General features: G+C 57.0%; 19 protein-coding genes and 1 tRNA gene. 11 read left to right on the forward strand and 9 right to left on the reverse strand.

Translation table 11 applies throughout. From position 1 onward, the window contains the following. The first annotated feature begins 24 nt into the window (after window positions 1-24). Window positions 25-615 carry a nucleotidyltransferase family protein gene (locus HCZ30_RS16220; RefSeq protein WP_167639359.1) on the forward strand — a complete coding sequence of 197 codons (591 nt, stop codon included), beginning with the start codon at window positions 25-27 and terminating at the stop codon, window positions 613-615. Here the strand turns inward: HCZ30_RS16220 and HCZ30_RS16225 are convergent. Both HCZ30_RS16225 and HCZ30_RS16695 read right to left on the reverse strand, forming a co-directional pair. After that, a complete protein-coding gene (locus HCZ30_RS16225) occupies window positions 612-1664 on the reverse strand; it encodes a Hint domain-containing protein (protein ID WP_167639360.1) in 1053 nt (350 codons plus the stop codon). The genes HCZ30_RS16220 and HCZ30_RS16225 overlap by 4 nt on opposite strands. A 302-nt stretch (window positions 1665-1966) precedes the next feature. Beyond that, window positions 1967-6712 carry a Hint domain-containing protein gene (locus HCZ30_RS16695; protein WP_246212941.1) on the reverse strand — a complete coding sequence of 1582 codons (4746 nt, stop codon included), beginning with the start codon at window positions 6710-6712 and terminating at the stop codon, window positions 1967-1969. A 923-nt stretch (window positions 6713-7635) separates the two neighbouring features. Here HCZ30_RS16695 and HCZ30_RS16250 point away from each other — a divergent pair. Continuing rightward, the gene (locus HCZ30_RS16250; RefSeq protein ID WP_167639361.1) at window positions 7636-7908 is read left to right on the forward strand and encodes a hypothetical protein; all 273 of its coding nucleotides are present in this window, start codon (window positions 7636-7638) and stop codon (window positions 7906-7908) included. A 39-nt stretch (window positions 7909-7947) separates the two neighbouring features. Here the strand turns inward: HCZ30_RS16250 and HCZ30_RS16255 are convergent, their stop codons facing one another. The 3 genes from HCZ30_RS16255 to HCZ30_RS16265 form a co-directional block, all read right to left on the reverse strand. Further along, on the reverse strand, window positions 7948-8109 hold the full coding sequence (locus HCZ30_RS16255) for a hypothetical protein (protein ID WP_167639362.1): 162 nt from the start codon (window positions 8107-8109) through the stop codon (window positions 7948-7950). A 15-nt stretch (window positions 8110-8124) separates the two neighbouring features. After that, window positions 8125-8208: transfer RNA gene (locus HCZ30_RS16260), tRNA-Leu, on the reverse strand. Window positions 8209-8250: 42 nt separating this feature from the next. Beyond that, window positions 8251-8613 (reverse strand): hypothetical protein, encoded by a 363-nt coding sequence (locus HCZ30_RS16265; RefSeq protein WP_167639363.1) that lies wholly within the window; start codon window positions 8611-8613, stop codon window positions 8251-8253. A 696-nt stretch (window positions 8614-9309) separates the two neighbouring features. Here HCZ30_RS16265 and HCZ30_RS16270 point away from each other — a divergent pair. Together HCZ30_RS16270 and HCZ30_RS16275 are read left to right on the forward strand one after the other, a co-directional pair. Next, a complete protein-coding gene (locus HCZ30_RS16270; protein ID WP_167639364.1) occupies window positions 9310-11091 on the forward strand; it encodes a restriction endonuclease in 1782 nt (593 codons plus the stop codon). A gap of 54 nt (window positions 11092-11145) precedes the next feature. After that, on the forward strand, window positions 11146-12528 hold the full coding sequence (locus HCZ30_RS16275) for a KAP family P-loop NTPase fold protein (protein ID WP_167639365.1): 1383 nt from the start codon (window positions 11146-11148) through the stop codon (window positions 12526-12528). A gap of 24 nt (window positions 12529-12552) precedes the next feature. Here the strand turns inward: HCZ30_RS16275 and HCZ30_RS16280 are convergent, their stop codons facing one another. Then, the gene (locus HCZ30_RS16280; protein WP_167639366.1) at window positions 12553-13185 is read right to left on the reverse strand and encodes a recombinase family protein; all 633 of its coding nucleotides are present in this window, start codon (window positions 13183-13185) and stop codon (window positions 12553-12555) included. A gap of 461 nt (window positions 13186-13646) precedes the next feature. Here HCZ30_RS16280 and HCZ30_RS16285 point away from each other — a divergent pair, with 461 nt between their 5' ends. From HCZ30_RS16285 to HCZ30_RS16300, 4 genes are all read left to right on the forward strand, one after another. Further along, entirely contained in the window at window positions 13647-15017 is a 1371-nt protein-coding gene (locus tag HCZ30_RS16285; protein ID WP_246212943.1) for a hypothetical protein, read from the forward strand. A gap of 8 nt (window positions 15018-15025) precedes the next feature. Further along, complete coding sequence (locus tag HCZ30_RS16290; RefSeq protein WP_167639367.1) at window positions 15026-15409, forward strand: hypothetical protein; 384 nt, start codon at window positions 15026-15028, stop codon at window positions 15407-15409. Continuing rightward, complete coding sequence (locus tag HCZ30_RS16295; protein ID WP_246212945.1) at window positions 15409-15843, forward strand: hypothetical protein; 435 nt, start codon at window positions 15409-15411, stop codon at window positions 15841-15843. Before HCZ30_RS16290 ends, HCZ30_RS16295 begins: the two co-directional genes overlap by 1 nt. 527 nt (window positions 15844-16370) lie before the next feature. Next, window positions 16371-16742, forward strand: coding sequence for an NUDIX hydrolase (locus HCZ30_RS16300; RefSeq protein WP_246212953.1), 372 nt, complete (start codon window positions 16371-16373; stop codon window positions 16740-16742). A 482-nt stretch (window positions 16743-17224) separates the two neighbouring features. Here HCZ30_RS16300 and HCZ30_RS16305 read toward each other — a convergent pair whose 3' ends face one another. From HCZ30_RS16305 to ypfJ, 3 genes are all read right to left on the reverse strand, one after another. Continuing rightward, window positions 17225-17959, reverse strand: a complete 735-nt coding sequence (locus HCZ30_RS16305; RefSeq protein ID WP_167639368.1) for a hypothetical protein — start codon at window positions 17957-17959, stop codon at window positions 17225-17227. A gap of 187 nt (window positions 17960-18146) precedes the next feature. Continuing rightward, window positions 18147-18443, reverse strand: coding sequence for a hypothetical protein (locus HCZ30_RS16310; RefSeq protein ID WP_167639369.1), 297 nt, complete (start codon window positions 18441-18443; stop codon window positions 18147-18149). A gap of 281 nt (window positions 18444-18724) precedes the next feature. After that, a complete protein-coding gene (ypfJ, locus tag HCZ30_RS16315) occupies window positions 18725-19576 on the reverse strand; it encodes a KPN_02809 family neutral zinc metallopeptidase (protein ID WP_167639370.1) in 852 nt (283 codons plus the stop codon). Window positions 19577-19684: 108 nt separating this feature from the next. Between ypfJ and HCZ30_RS16320 the strand changes: the two genes are divergently transcribed. From HCZ30_RS16320 to rocF, 3 genes are all read left to right on the forward strand, one after another. After that, window positions 19685-20263 (forward strand): YqaA family protein, encoded by a 579-nt coding sequence (locus tag HCZ30_RS16320; RefSeq protein WP_167639371.1) that lies wholly within the window; start codon window positions 19685-19687, stop codon window positions 20261-20263. After that, on the forward strand, window positions 20263-20748 hold the full coding sequence (locus tag HCZ30_RS16325; protein WP_167639372.1) for a disulfide bond formation protein B: 486 nt from the start codon (window positions 20263-20265) through the stop codon (window positions 20746-20748). The genes HCZ30_RS16320 and HCZ30_RS16325 overlap by 1 nt, the downstream gene beginning before the upstream one ends. A 13-nt stretch (window positions 20749-20761) precedes the next feature. Continuing rightward, window positions 20762-21579, forward strand: an 818-nt coding sequence (gene rocF / locus HCZ30_RS16330; RefSeq protein ID WP_167639373.1) for an arginase, incomplete at its 3' end; no start/stop codon positions are given.

Below are 21579 nucleotides of genomic sequence, written 5' to 3' on the forward strand. Positions count from 1 at the left end.
CGTAGACGTGTCATTCTTCGTAATATGATATCTATTCTGATACTTGCCGCCGGCAACGCTTCTCGTATGCGCGGCGCCGATAAACTCGCCGAACCTGTGGACGGTGTGCCTCTTCTCAACCTCCAATGTCAGCGCGCACTTTCCACGGGGTATCAAGTGTTTGTCGCCCTGCCCTCATCCGATCATCCGCGTCTGGACCTGATCCGAGATCTACCTGTGACGCCGCTGTTTGTCGCGGACGCCGCTGAAGGCATTTCCGGCACGTTGCGCGGCGCGGTGAAGATGCTGCCGAAGGGCGATGTGCTGGTGTTCCTCGGTGATCTCGCAGAGGTCGAGGCGGAGGATCTGAACACGATCTGCAATGCACGCGTCGCACATCCGAACGCGAAAATCTGGCGCGCCGCGACGGCTGAAGGCAAACCGGGGCATCCGGTGCTGTTCCATCAAAGCACGCGGCCGATGTTCGAGGACATCACGGGCGACAATGGTGGAGAAGCGATCGTCAAGTCGTTGAAACAGCAGACTGTTCTGGTTCCGCTGTTCGGCAATCGGGCGAGACGCGATCTGGATACGCCCGAGGATTGGGCCGCGTTCCGCGCGGAAACGGGGCGTTAACCCAGCAGCAGTTGAGCCTCATGCCGCTTCAGGCAGCGGCGGGCCGATTGGTATCCGTCAACGCCGGAACGCGTGGCAAGCTCCGGAAATAGCTGAAAAATCTCGGCCCGCTGATCGGCGTCGATCCCCTTGAGGCTCTGATCGCCAGGCTGGAAGCTTTCGGTCCAAGCGCCGTCTGCCAGAACGACTTCGTGGCGTTCGAACATGATGTGGTGGTAGCTGACGCCCGGCGTCATGGTTTGCAGCACGCCCGGAAGGCCGACAAGGTGCTTGGCTGCGACGAACACTTCGGACTCGTTGAAATAGAGCTCCGCCTGCTCGGAGGCGAGCAGCATCCGGTGGTTCGGCGACACCCACATATCGCGTTCGGGCAGATCGGCGCCGAGCGCGCCGCGCTTGATCAGGATCGGGCGAAGGTTTTTCTGCCCCACGAGGTCATGGCGCCTCAGGTTACGGCGTCCGGCCCAAGCGACCTCTTGGATGCCGTTGTCGCGGGTGACGATCTGATGGCCGGGGCGGATCTGTTCAACAGGCAGTTCGCCGAGCGTCGTCGCGATCAGGCTGCCAGTGGTGAAACACGGCACGAAACGTTCGATGTCTTCGAAGTTGATGTTGGCGTGCTTGCCCGTCGACGGATTATAGAGCTGGAGCTGGCCGTGATAGCCGGGCTGGCCGTTGTTTTCGGCGTTCTTGACGAAGTTCTGGATTTCCCAGCCGTTGCGGGTGAACTCGCTGAAATCGAGGGTGTCCGCGTCATTACCGGCCGAGCCGCCTTTGACCGTGGTGTTCGACCAGTCCTGGCTTCCGTCGGGGCTAATGATGAAAGTATCGGCACCGGACTCGCCCATCAGCTCGTCGTTGTCGCCGCCACCGTAAATTGTGTCGTCGCCGTCGCCGCCGTAAACCTTATCGAAACCATTGCCGGCATATATTGTGTCGTTACCGCCACCGCCGTAGACAATGTCATCGCCGCCTTTCGCGGTGATAGTGTCATCGCCGTTCGATCCAGTGATCGTATCGGCATGGCCTGTGCCAATGTATTTACCCAATTTCATGCCCCAAATAACCTCGCGCACACAACAAACACGGGCAGACCACCCGTCACGCGGTGGCCCAAACTATCCGTTCTCTAAGGCATATCTGTGGCAATCCGAAAGTATATTCGCACATGCGAAATGATAGAAATGACTGACTGGCCGAATTCCGCCACAGATTGTCGCACAGCGGTCAAAAGATCAGCAAATCAACGTCGGATTATTTCGGAAATGAAACCGGAGAGCGCACCCCACTGCGCACTCCGGCCATGCGGAAGAGGCAGGTGCCTGCCTCTTTCCTGCTGCAAAGTCTAAAATTAGCGAACGAGCAGTTTGGCTTCGTGCTTCTTGAGCGACTTACGGGCCGACTGGTAGTTCTCGACGCCGACCTTTTCGCGCAGTTCGGGGAACAGTTCGAAGATTTCGTTACGCTGTTCTTTCCCGATGCCCTTGAGGCTGTAGTCACCCGGCTGGAAGCTTTCGGTCCATGCACCGTCCGAGAGGACGACTTCGTGGCGTTCGAACATGAAGTGGATGTAGTTCGTGTTCGTCACGTCAATCTGATGGATGCCCTGCGAGCCGACGAGGTGCTTGGCAGCTGCGAGAACTTCGCGCTCCTCGAAGTACAGCTCGGCAACATCCGAGGCGACCAGAAGGCGGTGGTTCGGCGAGACCATCATGTCACGCTCCGGCAGACCGTTGCCCAAAGCGCCAGCCTTGATCAGGACCGGACGCATGTGCGGCGCGGCGACCAGATCTTTGGTGGTCATGAGCTTGGAACCGACCCATGCGATTTCCTGAATGCCGTTGTCGCGAGTGATGACCTTGTCGCCTTCGCGCAGTTTCTCGACCGGAACCTGACCACGAGCGGTCGCGATCAGCGTACCCGGCGTGAAGCACGGGATGACGTTCTCGATCTGCTCGAAGCGCATGGTCTGCGTGTCGTCGTTTGCATCGAAGTAGACGGTGCCCGCTTCGGGGTTGCCGTTGTCGTAAACGATGCGGTCGAACGCAACGCCGGTCAGGTCGAGCACGTCGACGTCCGAGTTGTCGGGATCTTCGCCGCCTTCAACGTAGTCGCCCACGTTGCCGCCGAGGAAGGTATCAGAGTTCAGACCGCCGTAGAGCGTATCGACACCGTCGCCGCCAACGATGGTGTCGGAACCTTCGTTGCCCCAAATGATGTCGTCGTCGATGCCGCCGTCGAGGTAGTCGTCGCCCTCGCCGCCACGGATGGTGTCGTCGTCGTCCTGACCGTAGACGGTGTCGTTACCCGCGCCAGCGCTGATGTCGTCACGACCGTTGTTCAGAACGAGGTCGGTCCCGTCGTTCGGCTGGTTGATCGAGTCCGGGAAGTTCGGGCCCAGACCACCGGCGATGAAGTCGTCGCCGTCACCGCCATAAAGAACGTCGTCGCCCTCGCCGCCGATGATGTAGTCGTTGCCTTCGTCACCCCAGATTTCGTCAGCGTCGATGCCGCCGTCGAGGTAGTCGTCGCCCGTGCCGCCGCGGATGGTGTCGGCGTCGTCACCAGTGAAGATGGTGTCGTTGCCTTCGCCGCCGTCAACGTAGTCGCGGTCGTTGTTCGGATCGGTGTCCGACGGGTACAAACCCGGATAGCCGACGTCCGGCAGCGCGTAGGGATACTGCGAGGAGGCGTCGATGATGTCGTCGCCCTTGCCGCCGTAGATCTCGTCCGAACCGGTGTTGCCGATGAGCGAGTCGTCCGCACCCTGACCGTAGAGCGTGTCGTTGCCAGCGCCGCCGATCAGCACGTCTTCTTCTTCGCCGCCGATGATGCGGTCGTTACCGAGCGCGCCGTCGAGGGTGTCGAAACCACCGTTGCCGTTGACGTAATCGTCGCCGTCACCGCCGATGATGTAGTCGTCATCCTGTCCGCCGAACAGCGAGTCATTGCCGTCGCCGCCGCGCAGGGTGTCGTTGCCGCCACCACCGTAGATGTTGTCGTTGCCAGCGCCGCCCTGAACGGAGTCGTCGCCGTTGCCGCCGTAGACTTCGTCGTTACCAGCGCCCGCAACGATGGTGTCGTTGCCTTCGCCGCCGGTGATGATGTCGTCGCCGACACCGCCGTCGATGGTGTCATTGCCAGCACCGCCGTAGACTTCGTCGTTGCCGTCACCGGCGAGGATCGAGTCGTTGCCGCCGTAGCCGTAGATCAGGTCGTCGTTGCCGGTGTCGCCAGTGAGGATCGCGTCGTCATTGTCGACGAAGTCGCCGTCGGGGTCGCCAGCGTAGTTCACGTCGATGACGTCATCGCCAGCAGTACCCATGACGGTACCGTCGCGCTGCTCTTCTTCGACCTGAATGCGGGCAGTGCCGTTGTCGGTCTTTTCACCGTCCGAAACGGTGTAGTTAATGGTCGCGGGACCGAAGAAGCCGTTCAGCGGAGTGAACAGAACCTTGCCGTCGCCGAGCGGATCAACCAGACCGTCGTCCGAGGTGACGCTGACCAGCGTGAGCGGGTTGCCGTCCGGATCGTAGTCGTTTGCCAGCAGGTCAATGATGACCGGAGTCTCGAACGCGGTGGTGGCAAAGTCGTCGTTCGCGATCGGGCCGCGGTTATAGACGTCGCCTTTTAAGCCTTCGATCTCGGTGAAGTCGATGGTCTGGCCGGTTTCGGCGCCGTTGTCGTCAACAAAGCGGACAGTACCGTCGAAGCCGTTGCCGTTGGAGTCAGCGACAAGGTTGTCGAGGAAGAACTTGCCCTGACCGGACAGGTCCAGCGTGTCGTTGTCGTCACCGCCTGCGCCGCCGTCGATGATGTCACCGGCAGTACCGTAGATGTAGTCGGCATCGTCGCCGCCGGAGATGCTATCGGCACCCTCGCCGCCCGAGATGACGTCCGCACCGGCACCGCCGCGCAGATCGTCTGCGCCGTGACCACCGTAGATTTCGTCATTGCCGGCGTCGCCGTTGATGAAGTCGTCGCCGCCTTCGCCGAAGAGCTTATCGTTGCCTTCGCCGCCGTAGATGGTGTCGTTGTCGAGACCTGCGAAGACAACGTCGTTGCCTTTGCCGCCTTCGATGTAGTCGTTACCGGCGTTGTCCTGATCGGTGCCAGCCACGTCGTCGAACAGGTCGTCGCCGTCGCCGCCGTACATGCTGTCGTCGCCGTTGCCGCCAACGAAGTTGTCGTTGCCTTCGCCGCCGTTCAGGTAGTCGTTGCCGGTGCCGCCGTAGAGTTCGTCGTTGCCCGCGTCGCCTTCGATCCAGTCGTCGCCGTCGTCACCGTAGATGACGTCGTCGCCAGCTACGCCGGTGTCCAGCGCGATGGTGGTGACATTCAGGTCGGTGACGTTGATCGCCTGGTCGCTGTAGCCGCCGTTGTCGTAGTCGATGACGATCTTGGAGACCGGACCCGCGATTTCGAACAGGACCGAACCTGCTGCCGAGGTCGGGGTCAGCGTGCCGCCGTTATCGATGTCGCCGCCGGTGACGGTGTTGCCGTTGACGGTCTGGTTGCCTTCGGGCGTGATGGTCACGGTGACTTCGTTGCCGTTCGCGTCATAAGCGCGGACGGTCACGATATCGCGGTGGTATTCGCCGTTAGGACCGTAGTCGATGTCATTGATACGGAACGAAACATTCTCGACTTCGCCCGAATAGGCGTTGTCAGCCGACGAGAAGTCGAGCGTCGCGGTCGAGACGTCGCCGACAGCATCGGTCGCCACGCTGTAGCCGTCGAGCTGGCTGTAGCCGATCGAGGGCAGGTTCTCGGGGCAACTGACGATCTGGTACTGGTGACCAGGGATCATCGCCTTGTTGGAAGCAAGCGCAACGGTGTCCGAGTCCGGCATCTGGATTGCGTAGATGTTGGTGTATTCGCCGGTGACGCAGTCCTTGACAGTGTAGGCGTACTCGGGCTGGACCTTGGAGCCGCTCGAATAGGTCGTGCCCTCGAGGTGCTCGCTGCCCACCAGTTTCTGATCGCTGTCGTCGTTATCGTTCAGGTAGCCATCGTTGTCCGAGACGGTGATGTCCTTGACCGACGCGCCGCTGTTGATGGTGAAGGTCTTGCCCACGGCGTAGTCCGAACCGACAGCGCCGCTCTGGAAGATCTTGCTCGACGATGCGGTGACATCGTTCAGATCCCAAGCGTGGAAGGTGTATTCGATCGAGCCGGTGTTGCAGGTGTCCTTGTCCGGACCGTAGAGGTACAGCGCGGAGTTGCTGTCGAGGTTATCGCCAGCTTCGACGTATTCGTTCTGGTTGGTGTAGGTGGCGGTGGAGCCGACTTGCTGGCCGTTGAACGAAAAGGTGACATTGACGCCGCCGATGTCCTGCGTCGCACCCGAGGTCACATGGCCGTTGCTGTTGCGTGCGAAATCGCCCCAATCGACCGAGGTATCGGTGTTGGTAACGGCCGCATCGCCTTCGTCGCCCTTGAGGTAGTCGTTGCCCGCGCCGCCATAGAGCGTGTCCGAACCGGTGCCGCCAAAGACGTCGTCGTTGCCTTCGCCTGCAAAGACGGTGTCGTCGCCTGCGCCGGCCTTGACGATATCGTCGTTCCCGTATTCGTCAGCGAGGATCGCGTCGTTGTTGTCGATCATGTCGCCGTCGGGATCGCCGGTGTAAGCGAGGTCGATCAGGTCGCCTGCGGGCGTACCTTCGACGATGCCGTCGCTGTCGTTCACGGGATCACACTGAAGCTCACCGATCTTGATGTCGCAGTTGGTGTTGTTCTTGACGATGAGCTTGAAGAAGTTGTCCGGTGCGGTGACGGTGACGTAACCGTCGTGCTGCTCGTAGGTCGGCTGCATGGCGCAGTTGTTTTCGTCGTAGAAGATAACCTGAACGCCCTTGCCCGCACCAATGTTGTGCATATCGACGTCGTAGATGTTGATCTTGCCGCCTTCGAGCTCGGTGCCGAATGCACCGCCGGCCCAGCCGCCCGCCTTTACAGTAAGGCAACCCTCGTCGTTGTAAGTCGACGTATAGCAACCGTCGCTCGCACCAATCTGGTAGATAAAGTCACCCCATTGCGTCGTGTAGGAGCCGTAACCCCAGGAGCACTTCGTCCAATCAAAACCAAACCAAGACATATCATTCTCCACTTGCCCGACGGCCCGTTAATTCGGGCAACCTAGGGGACCGGCCTTCGCAACCTTGGCGATAAGCGCGACTTCATCCCGCACGCCGAAATCGCTTTCGACGCGTTGTTTCTCTCCAGCAAAAGGAAGTTCCTCTCGCAGACACTTTGTTCGGATCACGCGGATGCCGCGTTCACCAGGATCGCCCCAATCGATCCAAAGCCCCCCAGTTAGGCTATGTATGAATACTCTAAAGTATACGTTCGCTAAACCTAATTTTTCACAATTTCGCCTTTTTCTTCCAAATACCGCCACAAAGTTGTGGCGTCGATTGCTGCACACGCGAAAAGGCGAACAAGGCAGCAACAAACTGTTTCCAGGCACCCTACCCCAAGGTTGTTAAATCCGCCCTTATTTTACAGGTAAAATGCGATTCAAAGGCTACCGTTTTTGGAATGTATTTTCGCCTATGGGATGCATTCAGGCCCCGATCTGCCTGTAATTGTGGGGACTTCTCACTTTTGCCTCATTCGGTGAGTGCTGTTTTCAAAACCGCACCAATAGATGGAAAAACCCGATTTTGTACCCGTTTTGCGGACCGATTTTCACGCAATCGAGAGGACCAACTACCCGAATGAGACCTTTTTAGGGCGCGCGATTCGGGCGTTAGGAACAGGGGTTCTCAGATTGCAACCCCGAAGGTCCGCCACATTGCTGCCGCATTTCCGCCACACTCGACCACGGAAAATGACGCGATCAAGGCACGACGGCCCCGCGCGGGAACTGCTATTCTATTGAATCATTGGGAAAAGTTGGTGCCGGTAAAGAGACTCGAACTCTTACGATGTTACCATCGGCGGATTTTGAATGTGCTGGTGACTTGTAAGCCATTGATTTCGCATAGAGAATTTCAGGCGATGTCAGTGGAAATTGACATGATTGACATTGTCATTGACATTATTGACATTGTCTTTGTTTTCAGTGGGTTACATGCAACCCGTGAAGGCTTTGTGCAGGTATTCGAGCATGTGTTCGATACGGCGCGCCACATTTTCTCGGTTCTCCCTGCCCCCGCTGAAGAGCGCGTGACGGAGTTGGTGAAGGTTCTTGTAAAAAGGAGCATAAATGTGGGCAACGACCTGTCCCTGCCCACGTCTCGCCTCCTCGATCCTCCGAAGTTCGATATTACGGATACGGGCCTAGCGTAGCGTCTGAGGGTTGACCGCGAATGTCGACCCGATGAGGACCTAGGTGCGTATGACTTCTTCGAAGGACATGGACATGCTCCGTTCGAGCCAGAGATCGCCTTCGACGTATGCGCCGACTTTATCAAGTTCGGTGTGTACGCGCTGGTGGGTGACAGCCACGTCGATGTGTTCCGCCAGCGGCAGAGAGAAGTCTTTTGGCATGTTGGGGGAGTTGGTTGGTGCGGGCGGTGGGACTCGAACCCACACTCCGTGAGGAAAGGGTGTTTGAGACCCTCGCGTCTACCGTTCCGCCACGCCCGCACTGGATGGGTCTATGAGACGCGAGGGCCGAGTCGTCAAGCGCTACTCTGCGACTGACACGGTGTACTCTATAGCGTCGAAGTGATGGGCCAGCCACATCGCGACGATGTCCTCGACCTCCGCTTTGGCGCTGGGCCTATTAGCGAGTAATCCGCCCAGTTCCCCCTCAAGCACCTCGATCTTGGGCTGCATGAAGGCCAGCGTAGCGCTGTGAGCGTAAGGCTCACCCATGAGCACCCAACCAACAGCGTTCCGCTGCCGCTGATCGATCTCCGTCGCTGTCAGGCGGGTGACCTTGTCTTGGTCGTGATGAATGACGAGGGCGAGACCAATGTCAGACAAGTTGACGAGCATCTCCACGCGGCTTGTCACGGCGCAGAGAGCGTCCATATCGTGTGCATTCACTTTTGTTCCTTTCCGTATGCCTCGAGGGCATCAGTTCTCACGTCGAAATAGTCAGACGCAAGGGCGCGTGGCGCACGGTCGTGGTGATGACCTTATCGCCCATCCACTGCTGAACTATCTTGATGAGCCCGTCAGAGATGACGAAGCGAGAGCAGCATGGGCGCACCCCCACGAGGGCCCAGTCCCGGACCCTTTAGAGGGCAATGTGGGAAATGGTCCTACCGTCGAGATGAGGCCCGCATGATGGCTGCGGACGAGGCCTTTATGGAATGCTCACAGTCGGGCATCATTGGGCGTCCAAACTTTAACAGATCGGGCACACAGACACACCTCCTCCTCGGCTCCTTGAGACGTAGCCATCACTATGAGCGTGTGCTCCATCGAGACCCTCAAAGCCAGAAGCAATCCCGACTTGGGTGTCCGCTCATTTGAGATCTGAAGTTGAAGGTGGAGATGGAGGGACGGCGATAGAGGTTTACTTCCAAATGCCATTACGCACCCTTTGAAACCTCATATATACAATGCGGACGGACGTTTCGATAATGTCTCTCGCGTACCGCAAAGTCCTGCGTGCAGCGCCCCGCTGACTAGCAATACTCATGACATCCTATGCGAGAAGTGCCGTAACTATTATCTGGCATAGGGTGTTTGATGCCGTTAGGCTATCGAAAGTCATTTGGGAGTGTCTGAACGAGTATGCCAACAATTACCTCCTCCTCCTCCGTTTACATCGAAGGCGAACTGGCCAAACACGTCCAAGTCGGTGAGGCCCGAGCTACATATAACCGATATGGTGAAGTCACCCGCATCTATATTCCGGTAAGCCATTGTGCTCTTGCACTCTTCAAAGAGATTAGCGGGCCCGATCGATATACCCTTCAGGAGAAGCTAAACGAGTTACTCGTTTCATGGGGCAAAAAGCATGCAGCGGCTTTAGCCAAAGCTGAGCGCGAGGCGGGTAATGATCTAGCGCTCGAAAATACAATCGAGGCTGAGCGAAAAATCAGCGAGCTTGAGGGCTTACTTAAGCAAACATTGGACGTTGATGATAAAGTTCGATGGGACAAACTTCGGACCAACAAGTTCCACCAGCCGCTGGAATTTGATCGCAGTCAGCCTCACGAGCTCTCCAAGCCACAAGCCCCTCATCTCCGACTTCCAGCTGCCTCTCCCCCTCGTGTCAGTCTCATGCAAAAGCTGATGGGAAAAGCACGAGCAATCGAAGAAAAGCACCGCGCTGACTATGAGGCAGAGTGCAGTCGGGCACGCGCAGAGCACGCAAAGAGGATAGAAGAGTACGAAGCGAATTTGAAAAAACGCGATGAGGAGCACGCGGTCCGGCTTGAGGCATGGCGGCGCGACAAAGACAAGTGGGACAAAGACCAAGCGCGCCTCGTCGAAGAGCTCGATAGAGAGCTCAAAGAACACAATGCAGCGATAGATCAGCTTGAAGCGGATTGGGCTACTGGAGCTCCCTCGGCAGTCATTGAACACGCATCACTGGTGCTTGACGCGTCTAATTATCCCGATTGGTTCCAAAGCAGCTATAGGCTCGACTTCACGTCCGAAGATCGCCTGCTCAAAGTGGAGTTCATGCTGCCTGAGCCCACGGTGGTGGAGATTGCAAAGACCACGCGCTTCATACCTGCGACAGGTGAGCTGAAGTCCACATTGATATCAAAGGCCGAGCAGAAGCGTCTCTACGACAGCCTCTGCTATCAGGTCGCTTTGAGAACTGTACACGAACTCTTCGAGGCTGACACGCCGAACAACATCTCCGCTATCCTCTTCAACGGCGTAGTGCGCCACACAGACCCGGCTACAGGTCGTGAAGAAGATCTGACCATCTTGTCAGCCGTGTTTGAGCGCGAGAAGTTCCTTGAAGTTAACCTCGCGGCGGTTGACCCGAAGGCCTGCTTCAAAGCCTTCAAGGGTGTCTCTGCGGCTTCTCTAAGCGGTCTCGCAGCGATTGCCCCGGTCATTCAGTTCGATACATCGGACAAGCGGTTCATCGACGGTCGTGAGATCGCTGTCGGCGTAAATGAAGGCGTGAACGTCGCTGCAATGAATTGGGACGACTTCGAGCACCTCGTGCGCGAAATCTTCGAGAAGGAGTTCGCGAGCCGTGGTGGTGAAGTGAAGGTGACCCAATCGAGCTCGGACGGCGGAGTGGACGCAGTCGCCTTCGACCCTGACCCGATTACTGGCGGCAAGATCGTCATCCAAGCAAAGCGCTACACGAAGACCGTTGGTGTTTCAGCTGTGCGAGACCTCTATGGCACAGTGATGAATGAGGGTGCCAGCAAAGGCATCTTGGTCACCACTGCGGACTATGGACCTGACGCCTACAAGTTTGCCGCTGACAAGCCCATTACACTGCTCAATGGGTCCAACCTTCTCCACCTGCTTTCCAAGCACGGCATCAATGCGCAGATCGATCTTAAGGCAGCACGGCAAGAGCTTGGCTACACTGCCTAGAAGGCACCATCCTACCCACTGAGTGACAACCAATAAAAAATCTCAGGCACACGTATGACCGACGACAGCAGTCGCGACATTTGGAAAGACGACCGCCTTGGCTACCAAGCCATAGGTGCGGCTTTCACGAATCTCATCAAGTCAATCGATGATGAAAAGGTTATCTCAATCGAAGCTGGGTTCGGTCGCGGAAAAACATTCTTCCGCAAGGCTTGGGCCCAGCAATTGCGAGCCGCTGGCGAGGTGGTAATTGAAGTTGATGTCCGCCTCTCAGACCATTCCGGAGACCCTGTAATCACGCTACTTGGCGCAATGCTCGAACATCTTCCTAGGGAGGATGTCGCAAAGACAAAAGAAGCACTGAAAAAAGCAAAGAAGATCGGGCAGGTCGCTGCGAAAGCCGGAGCTTCAATTCTGTTCAAGCACGCGACTGAAGATGCCCTTAATCTCCTTACTGACAAAGCCATTGACGAACTCGGCGACTTTGACGCACTCGATGGGCTCTTAGAAGATGTTGGCGGCGAGATGTCGAAGGCCGCAGCACAACTCATTGCTACGAGCATGGTGGCGGAGAGAATTCGAAAGAAGGAACTGCCGGACCAGCTACGCACACTCAGAGAGGCGCTAACATCTTCAAATGAAGTCAATCGTGTGGTCGTCATCATCGACGAACTCGACCGCTGCCATCCCGACTACGCGCTCGCATTTCTGGAAGCTACGAAACTGATGTTTGATCAGACTGGCTTCACCTTCTGCCTCATGGTCAACGCTGACTATCTAGAGAACCTAGCAAAGCACCGCTACGGTGCGGCCCAAGGCGACGAGATGTATTTGGACAAGTTTGTCGACATCAGACTAGGCCTTGCCTCCCAACCTGAAAACTTGTCTGCAGCAGTGTCGGACCTTGTGCATGAGTTACCACCGTTTACGCCGTTTGGTGAAGCGGAGGAATTTTCGAGCACGGCTGCTGCAGAACTCGCAGCTAAGTTAGCTGTGGCCTCCACTTGTGGCATGAGGAAAATTAAACGCATTCTTCTAAAGGTAGAGCTAGCACTGCGTTGCTACCGGGACAGACCAATAGATTTGCCCCTCCTGATCTACTTAGCCTTTGAGCCACATCTTCCCTCAAAGGACTGGCTTAACCGTGCGGCACTTACGCCTGAGGTTTTAGTCCAATACAATCGCGGTTGGGAAAAGCTAAATTCGCACCCGAATAGGGCAATTGCTGACAAGCGGCATGAGTTCGGCCCATCTGAACTACGAAAGCTAGGTGTTCCTGAACTGACAGACCTGCCGGATGACAGGTATCGATTGCCCGAAAAAAACAAAGACTACCAAGCTTGGGCCAAAGTCATTCTTTTCTTGGCCCCGCACTACATACCTGAGCATGAAAAGATGTTGAACAGCATTGCGGCAGTAATGGTGCCTGACGAGTGAGAACCGTAAGTTTTATGGCACTGCCTAGCTCCACACCTCCAACGCCGCCTCTGCCTTCGCGGGGTCGTCCTTAATCCGCAGGACGGCCTGGCGGGAGAGACCCGTGGCTCTGGAGATGGAGGAGGTGCCAGCCCCTCGGGAGAGCATCTCCGTCACTACCGCTAGCTGCTGACGGTCGTAGCTCGGTTTGCGTCCACGGTAGCTCTGAGGGTCACGCTCACGGGCAGCCGCTATGCCAGCTTTCTGGGCCTCTTTCGTTGCCTCGGCCTGTGCCTGTGCCGTGGCAGCCATGAAGGCAATGAGAGCGTCCCTCACGGCCTCCTGCATGGGGTCTGTGGTGGCTCCGTCGAAGGTGAGGTTGTTGATGACCGTGCGAATGATGACGCCTCGGCGCATGAACTCCCTGATGGTGTCCGTAACGTCCTGATAGTTGCGCCCCAGACGGTCCACCCAGCGGACCACAAGCGTGTCTCCTCTGCGGAGCATGTCGAACAGCCGACGGCCTTCCTCGCGTTCTCTGAGCGTTGTTGTGACGCCAGAGGTGCCGTGGTCGGCCACCACCTCCTCGATCACAAACCCCGCATCCTCTGCCTGAGACTTCTGGTGGTCGAGGGTCTGCTCCGTGGTGGAGACGCGGGCATAGAGAATGGTGGTCATGGTGCTGTCCAGAAGCGTCCGTAAAGGTTGTGCCCGATAGGTGGACTGTCCGTAGATGGAAGTCAACCCTTACGGACATACTTTCGGACAGTCTTAGGGGTGACCGTTACGGTATGCCCTTACGGACAAAACAAACAGATTGCGCTGGGCTGGGGCACGTACCGACGCCAAGTCTCGGGAAATATTCTCTGAGGAAGGCCACAGTATATCGTAATGATACGATTGCAGCACAAAGCGAATGGCAAGCATGTGCAATGAGGCACGCACTTAGGTGGCCGCTTTTCGCAGGTGTTCTCGCTCAGTTCTGTTGATAGTTGGCCCGCATCAAAAACGGCAGTCTAGTGCGCGAAATGGTCTTGAAAAGAGTCTACTTGAGCTTTATTTTCGATCAACCCTCGGTTGCCAATCGGATGCAGAATTTGGTATCTCAAAGCAACCTCAGCTAACATACGGCGCTATAGTTGCTTATTCGGCCTCGTCTTACAGATTATCATGGAATTCATGCGGCACAGGTCGACCTCGACTTCGCGATTCCGTTTCTGGATGAAGATATTCCCCTATACCTTGACCCATTTATGCTGTGGCGGTCACCTTCTCAGCAGGACCAAGCGCTTCATACAGGCCTTATCAACGCATTCAATCACCTTGGGGTTCTTGCTGCGCAAGGCAAAGAAGTGCAGGCAATCGGGACATTGATTATCGCGTCCGAGTGCGACGAAGTCGGCTTGGGCACGTCCCTAAACCGAAAGGGCAAGCGGATTGGCCCAGACAAAGCCCGCGAGATCATTGACCTGTTCAAGGTAATTCCGCGCTATCAACAGAGTGGTTTCAGACACTTCGAGGAGATTCAACTTTTCATCGAAGGAATATCAAAGGACCGCATTTCTGATATTGGTTGCAACTTCCTCAAGTCGTTCTTAATCGACTTCACGATTGAGCAGTGTCAAAAACTCGGTATTCCAACACAAGATTGCATAATCGAGCATGTTTATGATGCTCGCTCGGGCGCATTCAAACGGGAAGCCGGTTTGCCATTGCCGGTGAACCCTGAAAATGGTTCGCCGATTATCTTCGTGCCGAAGCGTTGGCTGCGGTTTGCCCCTTGGATTAGCTACGACGATTACTTTGAAAAACACTGCCCGCAGGACGAGATTTCGCATGAGCCAGAAGAACTGACGCGAGTTAAGGTTCTGGGCTATAACCGGCAAAACTACGGCGTCATTGATGGCTATATCCAGTCGAAGGAACGTACTGCAGACGATTGCGCGAACGATCCACTTTTTTCGCAAATCCCCGTTACTTCGGCAAAGCGGGTCTTTGCAGAGATAAAAAAGCTGCCGACAGGGAAAACCAACGGCGCAGATGCGAAGTACGAGCAATTGGTCGGTCGGTTGTTGCCCTCGCTGTTCTATCCGAACCTCGACTTTGCTCAGGAGCAGGCGCGCACGGACGATGGTGTGTCCATACGTGACTTGATCTTCTACAACACCCGCTCGAACCCACTCCTGCAAGAGTTAATGGACGACTATGGGTCGCGGCAGATCACCTTCGAGATGAAGAACGTTGCGGCGATTGAGCGAACGCATATCGACCAGATCAACCGCTACCTGACAGACGAGCTTGGAAAGTTCGGGGTCTTAGTGACACGGAACCCGCTTAAGCGGGCAGAGGTTCAGCGCACTGTCAACCTTTGGGCGGGACAGCGGAAAGCTGTTATTAGCCTGACCGATGCAGACCTAGAGCAGATGGTCGAGGTTTTCGAAAGTAAACAACGCACACCGCTCGACATTTTGAACAAGAAATACGTCGAGTTCCGGCGCGCTTGCCCATAGGAGAGATCATGGACAGCAAAGAAGATGTGGAACGGCTTGAGAAGTTGATCGGCCAACTTCAAGGCCTTAATTCTGAAATCGGGGCCCTTGCCAAGAAAAGACCGAATGATGCGGTCAATGCATTCAAGCTAAAGCTCATCAACAGAATTCTGGCCACTGGCAATGAAGTACTGGGCGACAATTACAAGCCGTTTGAAGAGTTCGATCAGTTCGATCCTGACGACGCGCCATCAACTAGCGATGTGACCATGGTGATCGCCCAGTATATGGAAGAAGCTGAGAGATTTCGTTCGGATAACGTGATCGGCGAATTCGGTATTTGGTACTACGTTATAAATGGTGAGCCGAGTGAGATTAGATCTGGCCCACCGACAAAGATTGGGAGAAAATAATGGCATTTGAGGACTATTACAATTTCCCTCATATCACGACAGATGCCAAAGTCGCTGAGTATGAAGCAAGTTTCGACGTGTTCTCGTCCTTGCTCGACGAGGTGAAAGAGCTTTCAAGGAAAAAGCCCGACGCATCTATGAGTGCTGGCAAAGTCAAGATCGTGAACCGCGTTCTGGAAAACTTGGTGGTGGTGCTTCAAGGTCAGCCCGACGCAAAATATCTCGAAGCTCTAGATGACGACGACTTGCCGCAAGTAAGCGACGCAGTTCTTGTCATGGTGCAATTCCAGTCAGCCCTTCGCTCGTTCAAGGGGCGACACTATCGGAGTGTTTTGGGAATGGGCTATCAATGGATTACCGAGGAACTGATGGTTCAACTCGAGACCAATTACTCAAAAGACTTCGATGATACTGAGGACGAAGACGAGTCATAGTAGGGCGTCAGCGAAAGCGGACGCAAATTGCACCTTTTGAGGTATTCGCCGGCACGACGGCTTTTCTAAGCCCGCTATCATCGCCTAGCTGCGTTTCATGGCTAACGCAGGAAAAGATAACTCTTCAACATTCAGACTATTCTTCTGCAAACCTAACTCTAGGGATGACGCTAGAAGCACAGTCAATTTCGCTGTCTGCTCAGTCATCAAGTCGAACATCTGCTGTTCGCGCCTAGCATTGCCAAGAAGCTTTGTGGTTGACGCCTAGTACCATTTCTTTGACTGCGCCAAAGCACCCCCGGGGAGAGGGGGGATAGCTGCTTTAGCCACGTATAATGTCGGCCTCACAGATACGTGCAGCAAAACAAAACGGCCCTCTCACGGCCACTCTCCATTCTCCTTGTTAGCACCGTCACGCGCCCCTAGCGTGCCCGTATGACGACTTGGCGACCCTCACCCCATACGGTTCAAAGCTCTCGGCCTTCATTGGCGGGAGGGCAAATTGCTTGCCAGCGAAGTCTCGGTTGATGAAGGCAACATCAGGCGTTCGTCCTCTTGGCGGGGCTGTAGAGTTCGGAGAGACGGCGGAGGAGGCCGTCGTTCGAGAGTTCCGTGAAGAGCTTGGAGTGGAGGTGAAGACCCACGGCCCAGCGCTCTACATGGAGAACATAAATACGCATGAAGGCAGCCTCGGCCACGAAGTGATCGCCCTCTTCAACATCACCTTCGCGGACACCGCCTTCGCAGGGGAGACCCGGATTGAGTTCCTAGAGAGCGATGGAAGCTCATGTTTCGCCGAATGGTTCGATCTAACGGAGCTCGACCTCCTCGACGGCCCTCACCTCTATCCTGACGGCCTTAAGTCGCTTTTAGCGGGCAACCTTAAGAGGGAGCGCTAGGGGGCAGCCTTAGAGTGAGTGATGGTAGGAGATAGCGGTGGTCGTCTACTCCTTCGCTGTCTCAGTCACTAGCACCTCTGATAGGGCTTGATAGTAGGATAAGGAGGAAGTTGTCTCCACCTTCACTCACATCTCTACTCTCTTCTCTTGAGAGGGAGGAGGAGGAGGTGGTCTCCACCTTCACTGTCACCCTCACTAGCACCTCTACTCTCTCTCTTTAGGAGGAGGAGGTGGAGGAGGTGTACCCTCTAGCTAGACCTCTCACGGGAACCTCTAAGGTACACCTCTCTCTATATAACCTTAAATAGTATATAGTTCAATAGGGTGGGATTATTCCAAGCCATTGAAAACACTACACGAAACCGAGGCGTAATCCTGGCCTTGAAACCCCCTCAAAACCCGAAAAAACCCCCAAGCACGGAGCCTCAGAGAGGCCCCAGAGAGGCCCGTAGAGGGGTATCTGTGCTTGGGGGTATGGTTGGTTATCGACGGCGCTTACGGCCTCTGAACGGCGCTCCTGCGGGCTGTCCCATCGTATTGAAAAAGCGCCAATCACGGGAGACGGAGATCACGGTGTCCACGCGCTCGGCCTCGGTCACGGTAGACTGCACGAAGTAGCCAGTGGCTTCGATCACAGCCTCGATCAGGTACTGACCGACGAGACCCTGTTCCTTCGGTGACCAATCCTTGGCCAGCGCGAGTTCGCGGCGCTTGATGAACAGGTCGGTGACGCGGCGCTTGACGTGGGTTGCCGAACGCTTACTCGCCTCCTCGGCCAGACGCTTGTAGAACTTCTTGTCCAACTCACGGACCTCGGCGTAGCGCATCTCAGCGTTGACCGAGCCGCCGATGGTCATTGCCATCGTGGACATCTTCACGCGGGGGCTGGTGATGGTGGCGACCATGTGACGGATGGCAACGTAGGCGATCATGTCGAGGTCATGCTCTGCCGCCTTGAGCAGCTTGTAGGCTGGACCCTTGCGGCCAGCTTTACCTGCCTCGCGCTGGGCAAACATCTCACCGATCTTCGCGGAGACCTTGAGGACCGCTCGGTTGATCAGCATCGAGCCGTAAGCGGTGCCCTCTTCGCGGCCATGCTCTTGGTCCTTGGCAACCTGCTTGCGGTAGCGGTCGATGCCCTTCTCGCGCATCTCCATTTCGAGTTCAGCTTGCTGCTGGAAGAGGTCGGCGGCGGGGGTGATGGGCTGTGCGAACATCGCGGTCTCCGTGGGGAATGGGGAGACCCTGAGGTTCAGTGAGCGTCAGCATTAAAGGTTAAGTTAAAGGTTAAGTTAAAGGTTAAATACACCTTCACCTACACCTCTAACAGGAAACTCTAACTGAACCTCTATGGGTCTTGATCAATAGGGTGGGTTAATTGGGAGGAGGAGGAGGAAGAGGGTCTTAACCCAGCTTCGAAAGCACCCGTTCGAGTGCTATGGTGTCGGCCAATTTGGCGTTCGACTTCTTGAGGTACTCGATCTCCTCAAGGGCATCACGCAGAGCGATGCGGAGGTTCGTCGTCTCGGTGTGGAGGGCCATGTAGTTCTCCACCGCGCTCTCCACCTCTGCCGAGGTGTTGAGGGCATAACGCTGCAACTCGTCCAAGGTCGCGTTCACCTCAACCATGCGGTTTTCGAGGAGCGACTGAGCGACTGAGGGCAGGTTCTTCTCGATCAGATTGGCGATGATGTTCTGCATTGGAATGTCCATTCGTGTTTTGACATTCGCAATCCGTTATTGACATGCACTTTCGAGACTATCTCTAGGGTGGGTTAATTCCCCAGCCGAAAGGAAAGTCTGTAAGCCAATGATTTGTTTGGGTTTTCTCGGCCAAACTAGTCTCGCTACCCGTGGTTGTCTTGTAAGCGAGATCATTTTGATGTCGGAAGTATTCGGATTTTGAATCCGCTGCGTCTACCATTCCGCCATACCGGCCAACACCGTTCCTCTAGCCGTGCGCCAGAGGAACGTCAACGCACTTAAAGCGAGCGGGCTTCGAATGTATTGCACTGCCCCATATCGGCAGTCTGGAAGCCCGTATCAAACCAGCGCTGGCGCTGTTCGGAGGTGCCGTGCGTGAAGGTGTGCGGCTGGACACGCTGGCCTGCGTTGCGTTGCAGCGTGTCATCACCAATCTGGCGGGCCGCATTCAGCGCCTCGCGGATATCGCCCGCCTCCAGCGTGCCCAGAGCGTCTTGCGCATAGCGCGCGAAGATGCCGGAGAAACAGTCGGCTTGAAGTTCGGTCATCACCGAAATGCGGTTCGCGTCAGCCTCGGAAGAGCGCTGGCGCAGGCGCATCGTCTGATCGAGGATGCCAAGCTGGTCCTGCACCGCGTGGGCGACCTCGTGAGCGACGACATAAGCGGCGGCAAAGTCACCCCCTGCCCCGAGCTGGCGATCCATCACGGTAAAGAACTGGGTGTCGAGGTAGATCATCCCGTCGAGCGGACAGTAAAACGGCCCCGTGACCGCGCTCGCGCCGCCGCAATCGGACTGGGTGCCGCCGGAGAATAGTACAAGCTGCGGCGGGCGGTACTGGATGCCTGCCTGTTCGGGCAACACGGTGTCCCAGACGTCTTCGGTATCGGCCAACGTGACGGCGACAAACTCGCCCTCCTGCTGCTCCGCTGCGGTCAGCTCGCGCGACTGGCCCGTCGGCACCTGTTGCCCGCCATCCAGCAGCGGCGACACGTCCACCCCGAGGAACCAGCCGATGACGACGATGGCAAGAACACCCAAGCCTCCGACACCGCCGATGGCGCCGCCCCGACCGCCCATACGGCGGCGGTCCTGGATGTTTGTACTTTGGCGTCTGCCTTGCCATTTCATGAATTGATCCTCCGTTAGCTCTCGAACTTAACTGGCGGACATGCAATTGTGTTCCCGCGCGTGCGTTCCGTTCGCCTCCTCCATTTCATTTACGAGCTGTTTTTTCCGATGATCCGTAGTCTTTATAACTGGACCATGTCGCTTGCGCGGGGTCCGCACGCTCTCTGGGCGCTCGCGCTCGTGTCGTTCATTGAATCCTCGGTCTTCCCGATCCCGCCCGACGTGCTGATGATCCCGATGATCATCGCCCGCCCGAACAAGGCGTTCCTGATCGCGGCAGTCGCGACCATCTCATCGGTGCTTGGTGCGCTGCTCGGCTATTTCATCGGCTACGCGCTGTTCGACCTGATCGGAGAGCCCGTGCTCGCCTTCTACGGCAAGATGCACGCCTTCGACGATTTCGCCGCGCGCTTTGATCAATATGGTGTCTGGGCCGTGCTGATCGCAGGTGTCACGCCCTTCCCGTTCAAGGTCATCACCATCGCCTCTGGCGTCTTGCAGTTCCAGCTCGTCCCGTTCCTCATCTCCGCCATCATCGCACGCGGCCTGCGCTTCTTCATCGTGGCGGGCCTCTTGTGGAAATTCGGTACACCTATCCGTGATTTCATCGAAAAGCGCTTGGGTCTGGTGTTCATTGTGTTTTGTGTCGTGCTCATCGGTGGCTTCTATCTTGTGAAATACCTCTAATGAACAAACGCAATAAAATCGTCGCTCTGGCCGGACTTGCGCACGCAGGGATGCTCGGCGGAGCCTACTTCATTTTCGAAAAACTGATGGGCCTGCCGCCCTGCGCGATGTGCTTCTGGCAGCGCTACCCGCACGGCGCGGCGATCGTCATCGCCATCGCGGCGCTGTTCCTGCCCGGCCCTGTGCTGCCCGTCCTTGGCCTTCTGGCCGCGCTGACAACCGGCGGCATCGGCGTCTACCACGCCGGCGTCGAGCAGAAATGGTGGGCTGGCCCGTCCTCCTGCACGGGGAGCGGCCAAGATCTCGGCGCGCTGAGCGGCACCGACCTTCTTGCCGTGGACGCGGCCCCCAAACTGGTGATGTGTGACCAGATCAGCTGGCAGTGGCTCGGCCTTTCCATGCCGGCCTGGAACGCTGTCGTGTCCTTCGGCATCGCGATCATCTGGATCATGGCGATCCGCGCCAGCCGCCGCACAGTATATTAACAAGGAGCCAGCAATGACCCATGTGATCCTGATCGGAGCCCCCGTCGACTGCGGAAAACGCCGCCGTGGCTGCCTGATGGGCCCCGACGCCTACCGTGTGGCCCGCCTGCCCGAAACTGTGACCAACCTCGGCCACACGGTCGAGGATATCGGCAACCTCGCACCGGCCAAGGTCGATGCGGGCGCGCCGAACAACCCCGTTGTGCATATGCTGGACGAAAACGTCGGCTGGACACAGACGCTGGCGGCTGCCGCGCTGGAACACGCACCCAAGGGCCTGCCGATCTTCATGGGCGGCGACCACGCACTTTCGCTCGGGTCGGTCAGCGGCATCGCGGCCCACGCCGAAAAGGAAGGCCGCCCGCTCTATATCCTCTGGCTCGACGCGCACACGGACGTCCACACGCCCGACACCTCGACCAGCGGCAACCTGCACGGCACGCCCGTGGGTTATGTCACGGGCCGTGAAGGCTTCGACGCCTTCCCGCCGCTCACGACCACCATCCCCGTCGAGCGCGTCGGCATGATTGGCCTGCGCTCCGTCGACCCCGAAGAGCGCGCGTTTCTTGAGGACAGCGACAACGGCTCCGCCACGCTGGTCGACATGCGCACTATCGACGAGGTCGGTATCGCCAAACCGCTCGGTGAATTCCTCGAACGGGTGAAAGCCGACAACGCGATGCTGCACGTCTCGCTCGACGTCGACTTCCTCGACCCCTCGGTCGCCCCTGCGGTCGGCACCACGGTTCCCGGCGGCGCAACGGTCCGCGAAGCGCACCTCGTCATGGAAATGCTCTGCGACAGCGGCCTCGTCACCTCGCTCGATCTGGT

This window comes from Marivivens donghaensis, assembly GCF_011806565.1.
Classification (GTDB): domain Bacteria; phylum Pseudomonadota; class Alphaproteobacteria; order Rhodobacterales; family Rhodobacteraceae; genus Marivivens; species Marivivens donghaensis_A.